General features: G+C 69.8%; 15 protein-coding genes. 2 read left to right on the top strand and 13 right to left on the bottom strand.

The window, feature by feature from the left end; genetic code table 11:
- Positions 1-219: 219 nt before the first annotated feature.
- From ABLE93_RS11200 to tesB, 9 genes are all read right to left on the bottom strand, one after another.
- Complete coding sequence (locus ABLE93_RS11200; RefSeq protein ID WP_348839880.1) at positions 220-1194, bottom strand: hypothetical protein; 975 nt, start codon at positions 1192-1194, stop codon at positions 220-222.
- Between the two features lie 141 nt (positions 1195-1335).
- On the bottom strand, positions 1336-2736 hold the full coding sequence (locus tag ABLE93_RS11195; RefSeq protein WP_348839879.1) for a M16 family metallopeptidase: 1401 nt from the start codon (positions 2734-2736) through the stop codon (positions 1336-1338).
- Positions 2733-4103: a M16 family metallopeptidase gene (locus ABLE93_RS11190; protein WP_348839878.1), complete on the bottom strand. Its 1371-nt coding sequence runs from the start codon at positions 4101-4103 to the stop codon at positions 2733-2735. The genes ABLE93_RS11195 and ABLE93_RS11190 overlap by 4 nt, the downstream gene beginning before the upstream one ends.
- 139 nt (positions 4104-4242) lie before the next feature.
- Complete coding sequence (locus ABLE93_RS11185) at positions 4243-4920, bottom strand: hypothetical protein (protein WP_348839877.1); 678 nt, start codon at positions 4918-4920, stop codon at positions 4243-4245.
- Between the two features lie 112 nt (positions 4921-5032).
- Entirely contained in the window at positions 5033-5563 is a 531-nt protein-coding gene (gene lspA / locus ABLE93_RS11180; RefSeq protein WP_348839876.1) for a signal peptidase II, read from the bottom strand.
- A 124-nt stretch (positions 5564-5687) separates the two neighbouring features.
- Positions 5688-8810, bottom strand: coding sequence for an isoleucine--tRNA ligase (gene ileS / locus ABLE93_RS11175; protein WP_348839875.1), 3123 nt, complete (start codon positions 8808-8810; stop codon positions 5688-5690).
- A 329-nt stretch (positions 8811-9139) separates the two neighbouring features.
- Positions 9140-10621: an ammonium transporter gene (locus ABLE93_RS11170; protein ID WP_348839874.1), complete on the bottom strand. Its 1482-nt coding sequence runs from the start codon at positions 10619-10621 to the stop codon at positions 9140-9142.
- A gap of 29 nt (positions 10622-10650) precedes the next feature.
- Positions 10651-10989: a P-II family nitrogen regulator gene (locus ABLE93_RS11165; protein WP_012114237.1), complete on the bottom strand. Its 339-nt coding sequence runs from the start codon at positions 10987-10989 to the stop codon at positions 10651-10653.
- A 319-nt stretch (positions 10990-11308) separates the two neighbouring features.
- Positions 11309-12184, bottom strand: a complete 876-nt coding sequence (gene tesB, locus ABLE93_RS11160) for an acyl-CoA thioesterase II (protein WP_348839873.1) — start codon at positions 12182-12184, stop codon at positions 11309-11311.
- 222 nt (positions 12185-12406) lie between these two features.
- Between tesB and ABLE93_RS11155 the strand changes: the two genes are divergently transcribed.
- Positions 12407-13705, top strand: a complete 1299-nt coding sequence (locus tag ABLE93_RS11155) for a ubiquinone biosynthesis hydroxylase (protein ID WP_348839872.1) — start codon at positions 12407-12409, stop codon at positions 13703-13705.
- A 73-nt stretch (positions 13706-13778) separates the two neighbouring features.
- Positions 13779-15659 (top strand): ABC-F family ATP-binding cassette domain-containing protein, encoded by a 1881-nt coding sequence (locus tag ABLE93_RS11150; RefSeq protein ID WP_348839871.1) that lies wholly within the window; start codon positions 13779-13781, stop codon positions 15657-15659.
- Here ABLE93_RS11150 and ABLE93_RS11145 read toward each other — a convergent pair.
- From ABLE93_RS11145 to ABLE93_RS11130, 4 genes are all read right to left on the bottom strand, one after another.
- Positions 15628-16575, bottom strand: a complete 948-nt coding sequence (locus ABLE93_RS11145; protein WP_348839870.1) for a LysR family transcriptional regulator — start codon at positions 16573-16575, stop codon at positions 15628-15630. The genes ABLE93_RS11150 and ABLE93_RS11145 overlap by 32 nt on opposite strands.
- Before the next feature lie 65 nt (positions 16576-16640).
- Positions 16641-17627, bottom strand: coding sequence for a YeiH family protein (locus tag ABLE93_RS11140; RefSeq protein WP_348840097.1), 987 nt, complete (start codon positions 17625-17627; stop codon positions 16641-16643).
- Between the two features lie 392 nt (positions 17628-18019).
- Positions 18020-18442, bottom strand: a complete 423-nt coding sequence (locus tag ABLE93_RS11135) for a F0F1 ATP synthase subunit epsilon (protein ID WP_348839869.1) — start codon at positions 18440-18442, stop codon at positions 18020-18022.
- A 127-nt stretch (positions 18443-18569) separates the two neighbouring features.
- Positions 18570-18803 (bottom strand): hypothetical protein, encoded by a 234-nt coding sequence (locus ABLE93_RS11130; protein ID WP_348839868.1) that lies wholly within the window; start codon positions 18801-18803, stop codon positions 18570-18572.
- Positions 18804-18807: the final 4 nt, after the last annotated feature.

The following is an 18807-nucleotide window of genomic DNA, read 5'->3' as shown; positions in this document are numbered from 1 at the left end:
CGGGCTCTCCCGCCGGCAGCCCGAAGAGAGGCCGGGCGGCGGACAGCGCTCCAGCCACACCTTCCCGAACTTTTCCCAGATTTTCGCTTCCTCTGGCGCCTCGACCGCGCACCGGCCTGCGCGGCCGCCGGACGCTGCAGACAGGCGCGTCCAGCCGGCGGCAGGGGGGAGCGCGGCGGGCAGGGTGAGCGCCGCGGGCCATCGCCCGCAGCGGCAGTCCTAGCGCGGCGGGGGCGAGAAGGTGCTGGTGGACGGCGGGGGATCGAAGCCGCCGCTCGACGGGGGCGGTGCGAAGCCGCCGCCGGAGGATCCGCCGCTGGAAGGCGGCGGGCCGAACACGTCGCTCTTCGGCGCGCTGGAGGCGGCGGGGGCGGACGAGGAGGTCGCCGCGGCCGGCGCAGCAGCCGGCGCGGCCGCAGGTGCCGATGCCGCCGGAGCCTCGGCAGCGGGTGCGGGCCGCGGCCGGGGGCGCGAGGCCGACGGCGCGGGCTTCGGCCGCTCGCGGGTCTCGGTGCCCTGCGGATCGAAGCCCACATAGATCACGTAGCGGTCCATCTCCACCGGCTTCAGCAGCGGAAAGGAAATCTGGTCTTCCACCACGGTGAAGGCGGTGTGGCCTGGGTCGGCCGGCACATCCACGGCGACGGCGAAGAATTTGGTGGTGATGGTCTTGGGATTCGGCCCCTCGTTCACCACGGCGATGCGAATGGGCACCTTCACCTGCCCCGGCGTGCCCTTGTCGCCCAGAAGCACGCGGCCCTCGATGCCCACCTTCACCAGCATCATCCCGCCGGCGATGCTGCATTCGCGGGCGAGGCGGCCGATCGTGCCCTGGTAGCGCAGGCCGCCGTTGGCGGTCTGCTGCCAGGCCGCGGCGCCGGTGCGCACGGTGAGGACCGGGCAGTCGTAGGTCAAGGCATCCCCGCCCGCGCCCACCACCAGCGCGCCGGTGGTGGCGCTGTTGACGATGCCGGCGGAGGTGCCGCTCGTGGTCGGCGCGGCGACGCCCACGTCCTGCGCGCCGAAGGCGCCGTCGAGCCCCTCCCCCGCGGCGCAGCCGGCGAGCGCGGCGGCCATCAGCCCCGGAAGCAGGAGTCTTCCGAGCCGGGTTCCGCCGCCGAGCGGCACGCCAGCCCCCGGGCCCGCCGGGCCGGTCTTGGGGTTTCGCGCTGCCGTCCTTAGTGCACCCGCCATGTCGTCAACTCCGTGGGCGCCCCTGTTCGGGGCGCTTTATAGCAAAGCCCGGCGCGCGTGAGGACCCTCCGGCGGCCGTTACGGGCTACCGAAGGGTCATTGGACGAAAGTAAGGTTACCGCCCGGCCGGCCCGGACCGGCTCAGCCGCCCAGCCCCGCCGGCTTGCCCACCACCACGGTGAGCGCATCCCGCGCCGTGGCGAGGCGCGCGGCCACGCGCTTCAGATCGTCCAGGGAGACCGCGGAGATCAGCGCGTTGCGCCGGTCCACATAGTCGATGCCCAGATCATCGAGCTGGATCTGCAGCAGTTGTCCCGCCACCTTCGAGGAGGTGTCGAAGCGCAGCGCGTAGCTGCCCATCAGGAAGCTCTTGGCCTCCTCCAGCTCGGTGGCGCTCGGCCCCTCCTTGAGGATGCGGCGGAACTCGTCGGTGATGATGCCGATGGATTCCCCCGCCCGCTCGTTCTTGGTGGCGGTGCCGGCGAACCAGAGCCCCACGTGCGACAGGGCCACCTGGTAGGAATAGACCGAATAGGCGAGCCCCCGCGCCTCGCGCACTTCCTTGAACAGGCGCGAGGAAAAGGCGCTGCCGCCGAGGATGTGATTGAGCACATAGGCCGGGATGAAGTCGGCATCGCGCCGCTCGAGGCCAGCGGTGCCCATCACCACCACCGACTGGGGCACGTCGAGGGCGATGACGTCCACGGTGCCGACCTTCTGCGGGGCGACGTCGGCCACGGGGGTGAGCGTCGCCTTCTCCGGCAGGGCGCCGAAGACGGCGTCGAGCCGCTTGCCCAGCTCCTCGGCGCTGATGTCGCCCACCACGGCGACGCGCAGGTTGGAGCGGGCGAAATTGCGCGCGATGAAGCCGGCGATGTCCTCGCGGGTGATGCGGCCGACGCTGTCCAGCGTGCCGTCCACCGGCCGGCCATAGGGATGGTCGGGGAAGGCGAGAGTGAACCAGCGGTCGTTGGCGAGGGCGTTGGGCTCGGTGGAGCGTCGGCGCAGCATGGCCATCTGCGAGGCACGGATGCGCTCCACCGCCTCGGTATCGAAGCGCGGCGCCGTCACCGACAGGCGCAGCAGGTCGAAGGCCTTGTCGCGGTTTTCCGACAGCGTGCGAAGCGAGCCGCGCAGCTCATCGCGCCCGGCGTCGAAATGCAGCTCCACGGCGTGGTCGGCCAAAGCATGCTGGAATGCCTCGGCGTCCAGCGGGCCGGCGCCCTCGTCGAGCAGGGAGGAGGCGAGATTGGCGAGGCCCGGCAGTTCCTTGCCATCCTGGGAGGCACCGCCGAGGAAGGCGAACTCCATGGCGATGAGCGGGAGGGTGGTGTCATGCACCAGCCACGCCTTGATGCCGCCGGGGCTCGTCACCTCGGTGATGCGGCTGGACTGGGACTGCGCCGCGTCGGCGGACAGGAGGGAAAGAGCCATCGTAACCATCGCAAGCAAGAGCTGGGCGGCGCGGCCGATGCGGCCTGCGCCCCCGGAAAGGATGCGGCCGGAGCCGCCGGACCCCGAGATGACGGCGGCCGCCCTCACGAGCGACTGTCCTTCTTGGGCTCGACCTTCCCCGGCTCCGATTGCTTCAGATAGCCCGTCACGGCGCGGTCCGTCACCAGATACCGGCGCGCGGCATCGCGCACCTGCTCGGCGGTCACCGCCTTGATGCGCTCCGGCCAGTCGCGCACGTCCTCGACGGAAAGCCCCGTGGCCCACGACGCGCCGTAGATGCGGGCAAGCGTCGCCTGGTTGTCCTGGGCATAGATGGTGTCGGCGGTGAGCCGGGTCTTGGCACGCGCCAGCTCAAGCTCGTCCACGCCCTTGGCCTGGAGGTCGGCGATGACCTGATCCACCTCCGCCTCCAGCGCCTCCAGGGTGACGCCCGGACGCGGCGAGGCATAGGCGACGAAGCGGGTCGCGTCCCAGGCCGTGCCCTGGTACCAAGCACCGGCGCCGGCAGCGAGGCCCTTCTCGGCCACGAGGGTGCGGTACATGCGGCTGGTCTGCCCGCCGCCGAGGATGTGGGAAAGCACTTCAAGCGCTTCCGACTCTCCCGGCTGGGCGGTGCGGCCCGACGGCACCAGATAGGCCCGCTGGAGGCTCGGCTGGGCGACGCGCGGATCGGCGAGGGACACCCGGCGATGGGCGCGCGGCTCCGGCTCCTGCGGCCGCTCGCGCGGCGGGGTGTCGGCGCGGGCCACCTTGCCGTAGGTCTTCTCGGCCAGTTCCTTCACCGTCGCCGGGTCCACGTCGCCCGCCACCACGAGCAGAGCGTTGTTGGGGGCGTAATAGCGCCGGTAGAAGGCCAGGGCGTCCTCGCGGTTGAGGCCCTTGATCTCATGTTCCCAGCCGATGATGGGATGCTGGTAGGGATGGTTGACGTAGGTGGTGGCCTGCAGCACCTCGGAGAGACGGGCACCGGGATCGTTGTCGGTGCGCATGCGGCGCTCTTCCAGCACCACGTCCCGCTCGGGGAGGACCACCTCATCGGAGAGCTTCAGGCCGGTCATGCGGTCGGCCTCGAAGCCCATCACCTTTTCCAGGTGCTCCTTGGCCACGCGCTGGAAATAGGCGGTGTAGTCCTGCGAGGTAAAGGCGTTCTCCTGGCCGCCGAGGCGCGCCACTTCGGCCGAGAACTGGCCCTGCGGGTGCGCTTCCGTGCCCTTGAACATCAGATGCTCGAGGAAATGGGCGATGCCGGACTTGCCCGCCTGCTCATCGGCCGAGCCCACCTTGTACCAGACCATGTGGGTGACGACCGGCGTCCGGTGATCGGGGATGACCATGACCTGAAGGCCGTTGGCGAGCTTGAACTCGGTGACCTGCGGCCCGGCGGCGTCGGCAAGACGGGGGGAAAAGGCGGCCGCACCAGCGGCAAGAATGGCAACCATGGCGAAACGGCTCATCTGCACGAGAAAATCTTCCGGTATTCGACGCGCCTACCGGCACGTCCGTCAAGGAAAGATAGGGTGCGCGCGGCCGCGTCAAAGGGCCGGACGCCGCGAGCGTGCCGCCCGACCGTCCAGGATCGCCCGGGGCTCGCCGTCACTGGCGGTCGAACAGGGTCGGCAGCTTGAAGGGTTCCTTCTTCTCCTCCACCACCCCGTAAGGCGCGTTGGGGGCGGGAGTCTGATAGCCGGCGGGCGGCTGGATCAGGTTGTCGCGCTCGGGCTCGCCGTTGAAGGTCATCTTGTCGCTGCCGCTGTTGCCACCGCCGAACCACTTGGTGAAGCCGAGCTGGTCGGGCATCAGCACGTCGCGCTGCGAGCCGGCGCCCACCGGCTCGGTTGGGGCAGCGGAGGCGGTGCCGAGAGTCTTGCGCCGGCCCTTGTTGAGCTCGGAGGGCAACAGCGGCTTGCCGGGATCGTCGCGCACGATGGGCGTCTTGGAGGTCTCGGCCTCGCGCTTGCGGCGGGCGATGTCCGGGTCCTTCGGCCAGTTGGGATTGGCCTCGGCGGCACTGCTCTGCGGCGGCGGCAGCGCATCCGGCACGCGGGGCGGCACCACGAGGGGGGCGCGCTCGCGATAGTCGATCTCGGGTTTGGCCTGCTCTTCCTTGAGGCCGAACAGCTCCATGGCGCTGTCGAGTAGGTTGTTGCTGCCGTCGAGGCCCTGGGCCGCCGCCGGCGTGGCGAGGGCGACGCAGCCGGCGCCGAGAAGGCCCAAGCCGGCCGAGCGCAGCGCGGACAGAAGGGGGTTGCGGGGCGAGACAGGCTCCGCCACGGGCCCGCCGTTTGCGGCGCCATGGGGAATTTTCGGGCTCACGCGCATCGTTTCTCGTCCTGGGGCACTGGTCCTGGGGTACTTTGGGCAGAGCGCGGGGGCCGATGTGGCCTCAAAGCTCGCGCTCGGCTTCAGATTTCGCCGCCATTGGCGCGGCGGAGGGCGGCGATTTTGAGGCGCCGCCCAAAAACGCATCGTAGAGAAGCAGCATCACGCCCACAACAACCGCCACGTCGGCCACGTTGAACACGTACCAGCGGTAGCCGGAGGCGTGCAGCGAGATGAAGTCGAACACCGCGCCATAGACCACCCGGTCCACCGCATTGCCGATGGCGCCGCCGATGAGGAGGCCGAGGGCGAAGGCCTCGAACCGGTTGCGCGCCCGGGTCAGCCATATGGTGAACAGGATGGCGGCGGCCACCTTGATGGCCACCAGCACCCAGCGCCCGGTCTCCCCTTGGGGAAACAGGCCGTAGCTGATGCCGTAATTCCACAGGGCGGTGAAATCGAGGAACGGCGTGATCGCCTGCAGCGGCTGCTGCCAGCTGGCCGACCAGGCGAAGACGAGGCCCTTCGACGCCTGGTCCGCCACCAGGGTCACGAGCGCGATCAGGAGGCCGAAGACGATGGGGCGTCGCTGCAAGGGACCTCTCAGGTCTAAGCACACGGGGGTGCGGCGTTCATAGAGGAGCCCGGCGCGCCGGGCAACGCGGCGGCCGGCGCCCCGCCGCGCCGGCCACCGGGCCGGGGACCCTAAGGCTCAGTGCTCACTGGGCGGCGGCGCGGGCGGCGTAGAATTCCCGCAGCGCTGCCGCGTCGCGCGGCGTCACGTCGGGATAGTCGCCATCGCTGCCCACTTCGGGCGAAACCTTCCAAGAGCGGGCGCACTTGGTGCCCTGCGCCCGTGCCGGTACCACCGCGACGCCGGGCACGTCGGGCAGACGGAAGGCGTCGGCCGGTCCGTCGCCGCGGATCAGGCGCGCATCGGAGGTGATGCAGATCTCTGCGAGGTCCAACCCCTCCAGAGCGTCGGCCAGGGCCGCGTCGCTTACATACACCTCGGGCGCGGCTTCGAGCGAGGAGCCCATGCGCTTGGCGGCGCGCTCCACCTCCAGCGCGCCGAGCACCACGCGGCGGATGAGGCGCACCTTGCGCCACTGTTCCGCCAGGGCCTCGTCGCGCCACGCCTGCGGCGTGTCCGGGAAGGTGAGGAGATGCACCGATCCTTCCTCATCCCCCGTGCGGGCGATGTAGGCCTCCTCGCAGGTGAAGGCGAGGATGGGGGCAAGCCAGGTGACGAGCCGGTTGAACACCTCGTCCAGCACGGTGAGGCAGGCCCGCCGCGTCACCGAGGAGATGGGATCGCAATAAAGCGCATCCTTGCGGATGTCGAAATAGAAGGCGGAGAGCTCGATGTTCATGAAGGCGGTAAGCGCCGCATGCACCTTCTTGTAGTCGAAGGCGCGGTAGGCGGCGCGGATCTCGCCGTCCAGCTCGGCCAACCGATGCAGGATGAAGCGCTCCAGCGGCGGCATCTCGTCGAAGCCGACCTTCTCCTCCGGCCGGTAGTGGTGCAGCGAGCCGAGCAGCCAGCGGATGGTGTTGCGCAGCTTGCGATAGGTGTCGGCCGTGGTCTTGAGGATTTCCGGGCCGATGCGCAGGTCGTCCGCATAGTCGGAGGCGCACACCCACAGGCGCAGGATATCGGCGCCGGACTGCTTGATGACGTCCTGCGGCGAGGTGACGTTGCCCAGGGACTTGGACATCTTGCGCCCGTCCTCGTCGAGGACGAAGCCGTGGGTCAGGACCACGTCGTAGGGCGGGCGGCCGCGGGTGCCGCAGCTCTCCAGCAGGGAGGAATGGAACCAGCCGCGGTGCTGGTCCGAGCCCTCCAGATACATCACCTTGTCGTTGCCCTGCGGCGGACGCTCCGCCTTGAGGTCGGGGCGCACCTCCAGGGTGAAGGTATGGGTGGAGCCGGAGTCGAACCACACGTCGAGGACGTCGTCCACCTTCTGCCAGCCCTCGCCGGCGCGCTCGCCCAGGAAGCGAACGCTGGCGCCCTCCTTGAACCAGGCGTCGGCGCCCTCGGCGGCGAAGGCCTCGGCGATGCGGGCATTGACCGCGGCATCCTTCAGGATCTCGACGGTGCCGTCGCCCTTGTCCTTCACGAACACGGCGATGGGCACGCCCCAGGCGCGCTGGCGCGAGACCACCCAGTCGGGCCGGTTCTCGATCATGCCGGTGATGCGGTTCTCGCCCGCCGCCGGCACCCATTCCACCGTCTTGATGCCGGCGAGGGCGCGGGCGCGCAGGGTGTCGGGATCGTTTCCGGCCAGCGTCGACGGACGCGGCGCCGCGGTGCCGTCCGCGGCGCGGATGTCCTGGTCCATGGCGATGAACCATTGCGGCGTGTTGCGGAAGATCACCGGCTTCTTGGAGCGCCAGGAGTGGGGATATTGGTGCTTGAGGCGGCCGCGGGCGAGCAGGTTGCCCTGGGCGATCAGCGCCTCGATGACCGCCTTGTTGGCGTCGCCCGTCTCGCCCTTCTCGGTGATGACGCGCCGGCCGGCGAAGCCGGGAGCCTGCGCGGTATAGAGCGAATCCTCGTCCACCGTGTAGGGGATCGCGGGGCTGATGCCGCGCTCCTCCAGCCAGCGGCGGTGCTGGGTCCAGATCTCGAAGTCTTCCCGGCCGTGGCCGGGGGCGGTGTGGACGAAGCCCGTTCCGGCATCGTCGGTCACATGGTCGCCGTCGAGCAGCGGGACCTTGAAGTCGTAGCCGAGGGCGGCGAGGGGATGGGCGGTGATGAGGGCGCCCAGCACATCCGCCGGAACGTCGGCGACGCGCGAGAAGGCGCCCACCCGCGCCTGCTTGAAGACGTCGTCCGCCAGCTTGTCGGCGAGGATGAGCCTGTCGCCGGTCTTTGCCCAATTGTCGGCGGGGGCTTCCGTGACCTCGTAGAGGCCGTAGGAGATCTTGGATGAATAGGAGATGGCGCGGTTGCCGGGCAGCGTCCAGGGCGTGGTAGTCCAGATGACCACCGAAGCGCCCCGCAACGTCTTAAAGTGGAAGGCCTTGATCTGCGCTACTGGACCTCTTTTGCCTTCACCGTTGGCAAGAAGCAATCCATCCAAAGGTTCACTCTCGTCGTCCGACGATCCGACTACCGGAAACTTCACCCACACCGTGTCCGAGGTGTGGTCCTGATACTCCACCTCCGCCTCGGCGAGCGCGGTCTTCTCCACCACCGACCACATCACCGGCTTCGAGCCGCGATACAAAAGCCCGTTCTCGGCGAACTTCATGATCTCGCGGGCGATCTGCGCCTCGGCCATGAACGCCATGGTGGTGTAGGGGTGGTCCCAGTCGCCCTCGACGCCGAGGCGCTTGAACTCCTTGCGCTGCTCGTTCAGCCAATGCTCGGCATAGGCGCGGCATTCCTGGCGGAAGGCGACCATGGCGGCCGCGTCGGAGAAGTCGGGCTTCTGCTTGCCCTTCTTGCGGTAGTTCTCCTCCTCGATCTTCCACTCGATGGGAAGGCCGTGGCAATCCCAGCCGGGCACGTAGTTCGAGTCATAGCCCAGCATCTGCTGGGAGCGCGTCACCACGTCCTTCAGGATCTTGTTCAGCGCGTGGCCGATGTGGATGTTGCCGTTGGCATAGGGCGGGCCGTCGTGCAGCACGAAGCGGTCGCGACCGCGCCCGGCCTCGCGCAGGCGGCCATAGAGGTCGATGCGCGCCCAGCGCTCCAGCAGCTCCGGCTCCTTCTGCGGCAGGCCGCCCCGCATAGGAAAGGCGGTCTCGGGCAGGAACAGGGTCTTGGAATAATCGGGGGCAGACGCCTTGGCGTCGGACGTCTTGGTCTCGGACGTCTTGGTCTCGGTCATGGGGCGGCTCGGGGGAGGAGTGTCGGAAAAGGCGTGCCGGAGAAGGCGAAAAACCCGGCGTCCCCCGCGCGCTCAGGCGCGCCGGCGGGGGGCCGGGCCGATAATTCGCGCACGGGACGCGGCGCGGCGGGGCAATGTCCCGCCCAGGGGCAGAAATGGGCTCATGCTGCGGCTTATAGCCTTCGCCCGCAGCGGCGAAAAGCCCGCAGATGGGCGCACGCCCTGACCCCGCCAAACAAAAAGGCCCCGGCGCCGAGGCACCGGGGCTCTTCTTGGTTCCCCTCTTTGAAAGAACCCCGGGGCGGCGGCAAGGCCGCCCCGGCCGATGATCACGAGTGGTAGGCGCGCTCGCCGTGCTCGTTGATGTCGAGACCCTCGCGCTCCACGTCGGTCGTGGGACGCAGGCCCACCACCACCGAGATCACGAACAGGATCACCGCGGTGCCGACGCCGGACCACACGACGGTGATGGCCACGGCCTTCAGCTGCGCCATGACCTGGGTGGCCATGTCGTAGGCGCCGACCGCGCCGGCGGTGTAGTCGTACACGCCGGTGCCGCCCAGCGCCGGGCTGACCAGGATGCCGGTGGCGATGGCGCCGACGATGCCGCCGATGCCATGCACGCCGAACACGTCGAGCGCGTCGTCATAGCCGAGCGCGTTCTTGATGGCGGTGCAGAAGATGAAGCAGATCGGCGATACGATCAGGCCCAGCACCAGCGAGCCCATGATGGAGGAGAAGCCCGAGGGCGGCGTCACGGCGACGAGGCCGGCGACGATGCCCGAGGCGAGACCCAGCATGGAGGGCTTACCCTTCACCAGCCATTCCACGAACATCCAGGAGACGCCCGCCGCGCAGGTGGCGATGAAGGTGTTCATCATGGCGAGGGCGGTGAGGCCGTTGGCCTCCAGGTTGGAGCCGGCGTTGAAGCCGAACCAGCCGACCCACAGCAGGGAGGCGCCGACCATGGTGAGCGTCAGCGAGTGGGGCGAGAGCGCCTCCTTGCCGTAGCCCAGCCGCTTGCCGACCATGATGCAGGCCACGAGGCCCGCGATGCCGGCATTGATGTGCACCACGGTGCCGCCCGCAAAGTCGATGGCGCCGAGGGAGAAGATGTAGCCGGCATCGGCCAGCACGGCGTCCAGGGCTTCCTGGGCGGCGGTCTTGGCGGTGCCGTCGGCGGCAGCGGCCACGGCCTTGGCAGCGGCGTCGATCGCATCCGGGCCGGCCCAGTACCACACCATGTGCGCCACGGGGAAGTACACGAAGGTGACCCACAGCGGCACGAACAGCACCACGGCCGAGAACTTCGTGCGCTCAGCGAAGGCGCCGAAAATCAGGGCGGGGGTGATCATCGCGAAGGTCATCTGGAACGCGATGTAGACGTATTCCGGAATGGCCACGCCCACCGAGAAGGTGGCGGCAAGGCTCTCCAGCGTCACGCCGTTGAGGAATGCCTTGCCGAAGCCGCCGATGAAGGGCGACCCGCCGGTGAAGGCGAGGGAGTAGCCGTACAGCACCCAGATGAGGCCGACGATGCAGACGCAATAGGCGACCTGCATCAGCACGGAGAGCATGTTCTTGGCGCGCACCAGGCCGCCGTAGAACAGGAACAGGCCAGGCACCGACATCATCAGCACCAGCAGGGATGCGGTGAGCATCCATGCCACGTCGCCCTTGTTCACGCTTGGCGCGGCGGCCGCGACTGCCTCGGGCGCCGGGGTGGCCGTCTGGGCCAGCGCCGGCACGGCGAAGGCCGCCGCCAGGAGGAGCGCGGGAATCCCCGCGCGGGACCACGTCTTGAACGTCATGGAATATGGCTCCGTCGAATGAGGAAGGCTCAAAGCGCGTCGGCGTCGGTCTCGCCGGTGCGGATGCGCACGGCGTGCTCGATCGGGAGGACGAAGATCTTGCCGTCACCGATCTGACCGGTCTTGGCGGACGCGGTGATCGCCTCCACCACCTTGGAGACCTGGTCGGCGGAAACCGCGACCTCGATCTTCAGCTTCGGCAGGAAGCTCACGGCATATTCGGCGCCGCGGTAGATCTCGGTGTGTCCCTTCTGACGCCCGTAACCCTTCACTTCGGTCACGGTGAGGCCGTGCACACCGATACCGGTGAGGGCGTCGCGCACCTCCTCCAGCTTGAATGGCTTGATGATGGCCATGACGATCTTCATGGATCGGTCCCTGTCCCCTGATGCCGCTGCGCCGCCCGATCGGCTGCACATGCGGTGTTTTCTCGCGGCGGCTTCGCCGAGCGGGTCGGGGAGATCCGCGCCGCGGCTGGCAAGCCTCCGACTGCGGAATCAATTACCGTGCCAAGAATGACGAGAGGCGAAGTCGCGTGCTTATTTTTGCACCACGCCGCGTGTGGCCCGGGCTTTGCCGCCGGGTTGCCGCTTTTGTTGTCTAATTATTAGGCGTCCTGCCCGAATCTACAGCAAGCAACGGTCGCAACCGCGTGAGGATGCTGCCCCGTCGCGCCGCACCATCTGCCTAGCTTCGGGGCTCCACCACGCGCACCAGGCCCTCCTGAGCGGCCGAGGCCACGAGCGTCCCGTCACGGGTGAACAGCGCGCCCCGGCAGAAGCCGCGGGCGCCGAACGCCGCCGGACTTTCCTGCGCATAGAGCAGCCATTCGTCGGCGCGGAACGGGCGATGGAACCACAGGGCATGGTCGAGGCTCGCCACCTGCATGTCGGCGTCGAACACCGAGCGGCCGTGGGGCAGAAGCGAGGCCTGCAGCAGCGACAGGTCCGAAGCATAGGCAAGAACCGCCTGATGCGTGGGCAAGTCGTCGGGCAGCGGACCGCGGGTGCGCACCCACATGCTCGGCGGGGTGCCGGCCGCGCCGAGATAGGCGGGATCAAGGCTCGTGGGCTTCACCTCCAGCGGGCGCAGCGCCATCCAGTCGCGGGCAGAGGCGCTGGGGAAGCGCGACAGGAGCTTGTCGCGCCATACGCTGTCGTCCGGCAGGTCCTCGGGCGCGGGAACCTGGGGCATCGTGCTCTGGTGGAAAATGCCCTCCTCCACCTTCTGGAACGACACCGCCATGCTGAAGATGGCCTCGCCGTGCTGGATGGCGACCACCCGCCGGGTGGTGAAGGACCGCCCGTCGCGGATGCGGTCCACGTCATAGATGATGGGCACGGTGGGATCGCCGCCGAGCAGGAAATAGCCGTGCAGCGAATGGGTGACGCGCGCCTCTTCCACCGTGCGGCGCGCCGCCACCAGCGCCTGGGCGATCACCTGCCCGCCGAACACCCGCCCGCCGCCCGGCGTGCCGCTGCGACCCCGGAACAGGTTGATCTCCAGGGGCTCGAGGTCGAGGATGTCCAGGAGCTTGGCGACATCAGGCGAGGATGCGGTCATGCGGCAGGGCTCGCAGGCGCCGTCGCGCGAAGCGCCACGGTCAGGAAGGAAGGCAGGAAGACGCCATGGGCGCCCGCGTGCCGTCAAGCCCTAAACGTCATCGCGCTTCCCCATAGGATGGGCTGCGCCGCCCCGGCCCGCCCTGTACAAGGGCGTTCGATTCAACGCCCCCGATTTCGCCCGCACGCGATCCCGAATGCAAGACAGATGAGGAGTGAGGCCATGGGCTCCCTGAACGCGCCGCAGCCGGAAGCCGGGGCCGGATCCTCCACCGGAACGACGGCCCACACAGCCGCGCGCGCCGACGTCGCCATTGTCGGCGGCGGCCTTGCCGGCCTCAGCCTCGCCCTGGCCCTGCGCCAGGGCCTCGGCGCCAACGCCGACATCGTGCTCTACGACCCCACCATCGCCCGCGCAGGGCTCAACGACGGGCGCTGCTCGGCCATCGCCGCCGGAGCGCGGCGCATGCTCACCACCCTCGGCGTCTGGGGCGAGGTGGCGGCCGGCGCCGAAGCCATGCGCACCATGGTGGTCACCGACAGCCGCACCAAGGACGTGGCGCGCCCCACCTTTCTCACCTTCGACGGCGCCCTGCAGGACGGCGCGCTGGAGCCGGGCGAGGCCTTCGCCCACATGGTGCCCAACGCGGATCTCCAGCAGGCGCTGGTGGGCGCCGCCCGTGCCGCCGGCATCGACCTGCGGGCCGAGGCGGTGAGCGGCTTTCGCAGCGAGCCCACCGGGATCGCCCTTGCGGCGGACGGCGCGCCGCTGCGCGCGCAGCTTCTGGTGGCCTGCGACGGGGCGCGATCGCGCATCCGCGAGATGGCCGGCATCTCCACCGTGTCGTGGGGCTACGGCCAGAGCGGCATCAGCTTCATCGTGGAGCACGAGCGGGAGCACGAGGGCCGCGCCGAGGAGCATTTCCTGCCCGCCGGCCCCTTCGCGGTGCTGCCGCTGCCCGGCAACCGCAGCTCCATCGTCTGGACCGAGCGCACGGCCGACGCCGAGCGCCTGCTTGCGCTGCCCAAGGTCATCTTCCAGGAGGAGCTGGAGCAGCGCTTCGGCCATCGCCTCGGCTGGGTCAAGGTGGTGAGCGAGCCGCGCGCCTATCCTTTGGGCTTCGCCATGGCGCGCAGCTTCGTCGGCGATCGCCTCGCTTTGGTGGGCGATGCCGCCCACGTCATCCACCCCATCGCCGGGCAGGGCCTCAACATGGGCCTGCGTGACGTGGCGGCGCTGGCCGAGGTGGTGAGCGACGCCGCCCGCATCGGCCTCGATTTCGCCGCCCCGGCCGTGCTGGAGCGCTACCAGCGCTGGCGGCGGTTCGACACGCTGGCCATGGGGGTGGCCACGGACGGGCTGAACCGCTTGTTCTCCAACCATTCCGACGCCCTCAGGGCGCTGCGCGACGTGGGCCTCGGCATGGTGGAGCGGCTGCCCCGCCTGAAGGGCCTGTTCATCCGCGACGCCGCCGGGCTCACCGGGCAGGTGCCGAAGCTGCTGCGCGGCGAGGCGCTCTGACCCCCTTGCCGCGACGGACGCAGCGTCGCCCCGGCATCTTGCCCTGCCGGGGCGCGCCTGCGAAAAGCCCGGGATGATCGTTCTCGACGACATTTCCCTGCGCCTCGCCGGGCGCCTGCTGATCGACCATGCCTCCGTCGCCTTGCCGGAGAATGCGCGCGTCGGCGTGGTGGGGCGCAACGGCTCGGGCAAGACCACCCTGTTCAAGGCGCTGGTGGGCGAGCTGGAGCTCGAATCCGGCGCCATCCGCATGCCCAACCGGACCCGCATCGGCCGCGTGGCGCAGGAAGCGCCGGCCGGTCCCGACAGCCTCATCGACCGCGTGCTGGCCGCCGACACCGAGCGCGCCGCGCTGCTGCATGAGCGGGAGACCACGCAGGATCCCATGCGCATGGGCGAGATCGAGATGCGCCTCCTCGACATCGGCGCCCACGCGGCGCCGGCCCGGGCGGCCACCATCCTCGCCGGCCTCGGCTTCGACGAGAGCGCGCAGAAGCGGCCCTGCTCGGAATTCTCCGGCGGCTGGCGCATGCGCGTCGCCCTCGCCGCGCTGCTCTTCACCGAGCCGGACCTGCTGCTGCTGGACGAGCCCACCAACTATCTCGACCTCGAAGGCACCCTGTGGCTGCAGGACTACCTGGCGCATTATCCGCGCACGGTGATCCTGATCTCCCACGACCGCGACCTGCTGGACGAGAGCGTCGACCACATCCTGCACCTCACCGGCCAGAAGCTGACCCTCTACAAGGGCGGCTTTTCCTCCTTCGACCGCCAGCGCCGCGAGCGGCTGCTGCTGGACCAGAAGGCGCGCAAGAAGCAGGAGATGCAGCGCGCCCACATGGAATCCTTCGTCGCCCGCTTCCGCGCCAAGGCCACCAAGGCGAAGCAGGCCCAGTCCCGCCTCAAGGCCCTTGCCCGCATGGAGCCGCTGGCCGCGCAGGTGAGCGAGGAGGCGGCCGCCATCTCCATCCGCCACCCGGAGAAGCTGCTCTCCCCGCCCATTGTGGTGATGGAGAAGGTGGCGGTGGGCTATGTGCCGGGCCAGCCGATCCTGAAGAATCTCGACCTGAGGATCGACGAGGACGACCGCATCGCCCTGCTCGGCCCCAACGGCAACGGCAAGTCCACCTTCGCCAAGCTGCTGGCCGACCGGCTGAAGGCCGATTCCGGTCGGGTGGTGCGGGCCGACAAGCTGGAGGTGGCCTACCTCGCCCAGCACCAGATCGACGAGCTGATCCCCGCCGACAGCCCCGCCCAGCATGTGCGCCGCCTGATGCCCGATGCGCCGGAGGCGCGGGTGCGCGCGCGGGCGGCGGAGATGGGCTTTTCCGGCGGCGCCGCCGACACCAAGGTCTCCTCCCTCTCCGGCGGCGAGAAGGCGCGGCTGCTGCTGGGGCTCGCCACCTTCAACGGGCCGCACCTGCTCATCCTCGACGAGCCCACCAACCATCTCGACATCGAGGCCCGCGCCGCGCTGATCGAGGCCCTCAACGACTTTCCCGGCGCCGTCATTCTCGTCTCGCACGACCGCCACCTGCTGGAGGCCTGCGCCGAGCGGCTCTGGCGCGTCTCGGGCGGCACGGTGAAGGCCTATGAGGGCGACCTCGACCAGTACAAGGCCGAGGTGCTGTCCCGCGCGGACGGCGACCGGATGACCGACCAGGGCCGCAAGGACCGCGCCGAGACCAAGGCGTCCGGCGGCGAGGCCGCCCCCCGCCGCATCGCCACCGGCCCTCTAAAGAAGCGCATCCGCGAGCTGGAAAGCGCGGTGGAGCGGCTCACCCGGGAAATCGAGGGGCTGGACGCAAAGCTCGCCGATCCCTCCCTGCACGCGCGCAAGCCGCTGGACGCCGCCCGCTTTGCCAAAACGCGCATGGAGAACGCCGAGAAGCTCGCCGCCGCGGAGGAGGAATGGCTGTCGGTCAGCGCCGAGCTCGAGGCCGCGGGCGGCTGACGGCCGGGGCCGCGCCCGGATGTTCCGGCGGCGCGTCGGGCGCCGTGATCAGCGCCATCAGGGCCTGCGCGGCGCGGGAATGATAGCGGTCGGCATGGCGCAGCACCTGGAAGCGCCGCACCGGAAAGGTCACGGGAAGCTGTGCGAGGGCACCGGTGGCAAGACCCGCGGCGGCCACGAGGTCGGAGATCACCGTGGCCCCCGCGCCCGCGGCCACGGTGCTGATGACCGCCTCGTTGGACGGCAGCTCTAGCACCACGTTGAGCCCACCCGGATCCAGACCCGAGGCGGCCAGCGCATCCTCGAACACCTGCCGCGTGCCTGAGCCCTGCTCCCGCAGGACGAACGGCAGCGTCATGAGGTCCGCCGGCGTGATGGACGCCGTCCCCGCGATGGGATGGTCCGCCGCCGCAACCAGGACGAGTCGGTCGCCGGGCACGGCGGTGCGCACCAGCAGCGGCTCCTCCACCGTGCCTTCGACGAAGCCGAGATCGGCGACGCCGTCCAGCACGGCGGCGGCGACCTGGGCGGTGTTCCCAATGACCACCGACAGAGCGATGTCCGGATAGAGCCGGTGGAAGCGGTGGAGCCGCGGCCCCAGCCAATAGCTGGCGATGGTCTGGCTGGCGTGCAGCGCAAGGCGCCCGCGCCTCAGGCCCGAGAGGTCGGCCAGCACGGTCTCGGCGGCCGCCGCGCGGGCGAGCACGGCGTCGGCCTCCGGCACGAAGGCCGTGCCCGCCTCGGTCAGCTCGATGCGCCGGCCCACCCGATGGAACAGGGCGACCCCGCATGATGCCTCTAGAGCCGCCACCGATGCGCTCACGGCCGACTGGGTCATGTGGAGCGCGCCGGCCGCCCGCGTCATGTGCAGCGCCCGGGCAACGGCGACAAACACCTTCAACTGCTCCAGCGTCATCGCCCGCCTCGTCCCGGGTGCCGGCGTCAGCCGCGCCCGTCAAGCCTCCCGCGCGGCCATAGCTATCACATCAGCACCTTGATGAGGCCGAAGCTCAAGGCCGAGACGAAGAGCCAGGCGGCGGCGCCGAGCAGCAGCGGCTTCAGCCCCTTGAGGCGCAGCTTGCGCAGGTCGGTCTCAAGGCCCATGGCGCCGAGCGCCACGGCGAGGAGGAAGGTGGTGAGGGTGGCGACCGGCGCTTTCACCTCCGCCGGCACCCAGCCGGTCGAGGCCAGCATCACCATGGCGATGAACCCGAAGACGAACCACGGCATGGGCGGGCTCGCATGGCCGGCCGAGGCGTCGCCCCGGGCGCGCAGGATGGCGGCGGCGCCGAGGCCGATCACCAGGGGCGCCAGCAGCATCACCCGCGACAGCTTCGCCACCGTGCCGAACTCGCCCGCCTGCTGGCCGCCCTGGAAGGCCGCCGCCACCACCTGCGCCACCTCATGGATCGAGGCGCCGGTCCACAGGCCGTAGGCATGGGCGTCGAGACCGGTGAACGGGAGGAGGGCCGGCATCAGCAGCATGGACAGGGTGCCGAAGATGGTGACGCAGGCCACCCCATAGGCCACGTCCTCGTCCGAGCCGCGGGTGACCGTGTTGGTGGCGATCACCGCCGAGGCGCCGCAGATGGCGGTGCCGGCCGCGATCAGCTCGGACAGTTGCCGGTCGACGCCGATCAGGCGGCCGAGCCAGCGCGTGACGAAGAAGGTGGCGAAGAGCGTCACGGCGACGATGGTGAAGCCGGTGAGCCCCACCGAGCGCACCTGGGCGAAGGTCAATTGCAGGCCGAGCAGAACGATGGCGAAGCGCAACACCCGCCGCAGCGCGAACTTCACCCCCGGCCTGACCACCGCGGGCGTGCCGACGAGGTTGTGTGCGGCCATGCCGATGACGATGGCGAGGATGAGGGGGCTGGCAAGGCTCAGGCCCGGGAGCTGGCGCAGGCCATAGGCCGCGGCCGCGATGATGACGGTGTAGGCGAGCCCCGGCAGGTTGCCGCCCCACATGGTCGCCAGGACGTGGTTCGTGCGGTCGCTGGAAGATGGGGGATGCGGGCTCAGGCTGGACCGGCCGCTTCCCTCCGTCCCGGCCGTGGCGCGCGCGGGCACGCTGTCGGTAGAAAGGCCCAGGTGAGGCTGGATCGGGGGCGGCGCGGTCATCTCGGTCTCCTGTCGAACGACAGGATGGTCCCGCACAAGCGATCAATCTAACGGATAATATTTCTACATTTAATCGAAAATATTTGTTAGTTGCCCGACTTGATGGCGGGGGCGCGCTCTACCAGTCATTGGCCGCCAGCGCGCCGAGAGCGGGCACCGGTCGCGACGCGCCGCCTGCAAAGAAAACGGCGGCCGTAGCCGCCGTTCCAAAACTCTACAGGACTGACGCAGAAACGACCTCAGTGGGTCGTCGCGGCGGTGCCGCCCTTCTCCAGGGCGTCGAGCACCTGTTCGAGGTCGGCGAGGTTGCGCGCGGCGCGCTGCTTGGCGTCGTCGCTGGTGGCGTCAGCCACATCCTCGCGGGCATCCTGGATCTGCTGGCGCAGGGCGCCGAGGTCCAGCTCCTCGAGGGGCTTGGCTTCCTCGGCGAGGATGGTCAGGCCGGCGGGATTGACCTCGGCGAAGCCGCCGCGGACGAAATAGCGCCGGGCGCCGCCGTCGGCCTTGATGGTGAGGATGCCGGGCTTGAGCATGCTGATGAAGGGCGCATGGCCCGCCAGCACGCCGAACTCGCCTTCCGCGCCGGGCACGATCACCTCGGTCACGGCGCCGGAAAACACCAGCCGCTCGGGGGAGACCAGCTCAAAGGGTAGGGTCGCCATCTCTTCGTTCTCCGGGTCGTCCCCAAGGGGCCCCGCTGGAAACCTTCGCCGCCCGCCGCGATGCGGGGGCCGCAAGGGCTCCGCCATGGGTCGGAGCCGGACCGGCTCCGTCAATTCCTTCGGCCGGTCAGCGGCGGCGATCGGCGACGAAGCCGATGCCCAGTCCGATGATCGCGCCCACCACGGCGGCAAGGCCGATGTGGCGGCCCTGCTCGGAGGTGAGGCCGCCGCGCGGCCCCTCCCCCTGCACCTTGATGTCGATGCCCGGCAGGCGGATCTCCGCCACCTGCGGGCGGGTGAGCCAGCCGACGGCCGCACCGGCCACGAGGCCCAGGACGAGACAGAGGATCTTCACGTTCATCGCG

It is taken from the genome of Xanthobacter pollutisoli, from assembly GCF_040044995.1.
GTDB lineage: Bacteria > Pseudomonadota > Alphaproteobacteria > Rhizobiales > Xanthobacteraceae > Xanthobacter.
The sequence above is the reverse complement of the archived record's forward strand: the minus strand, read 5'-3'. Positions and strand labels throughout refer to the sequence as shown.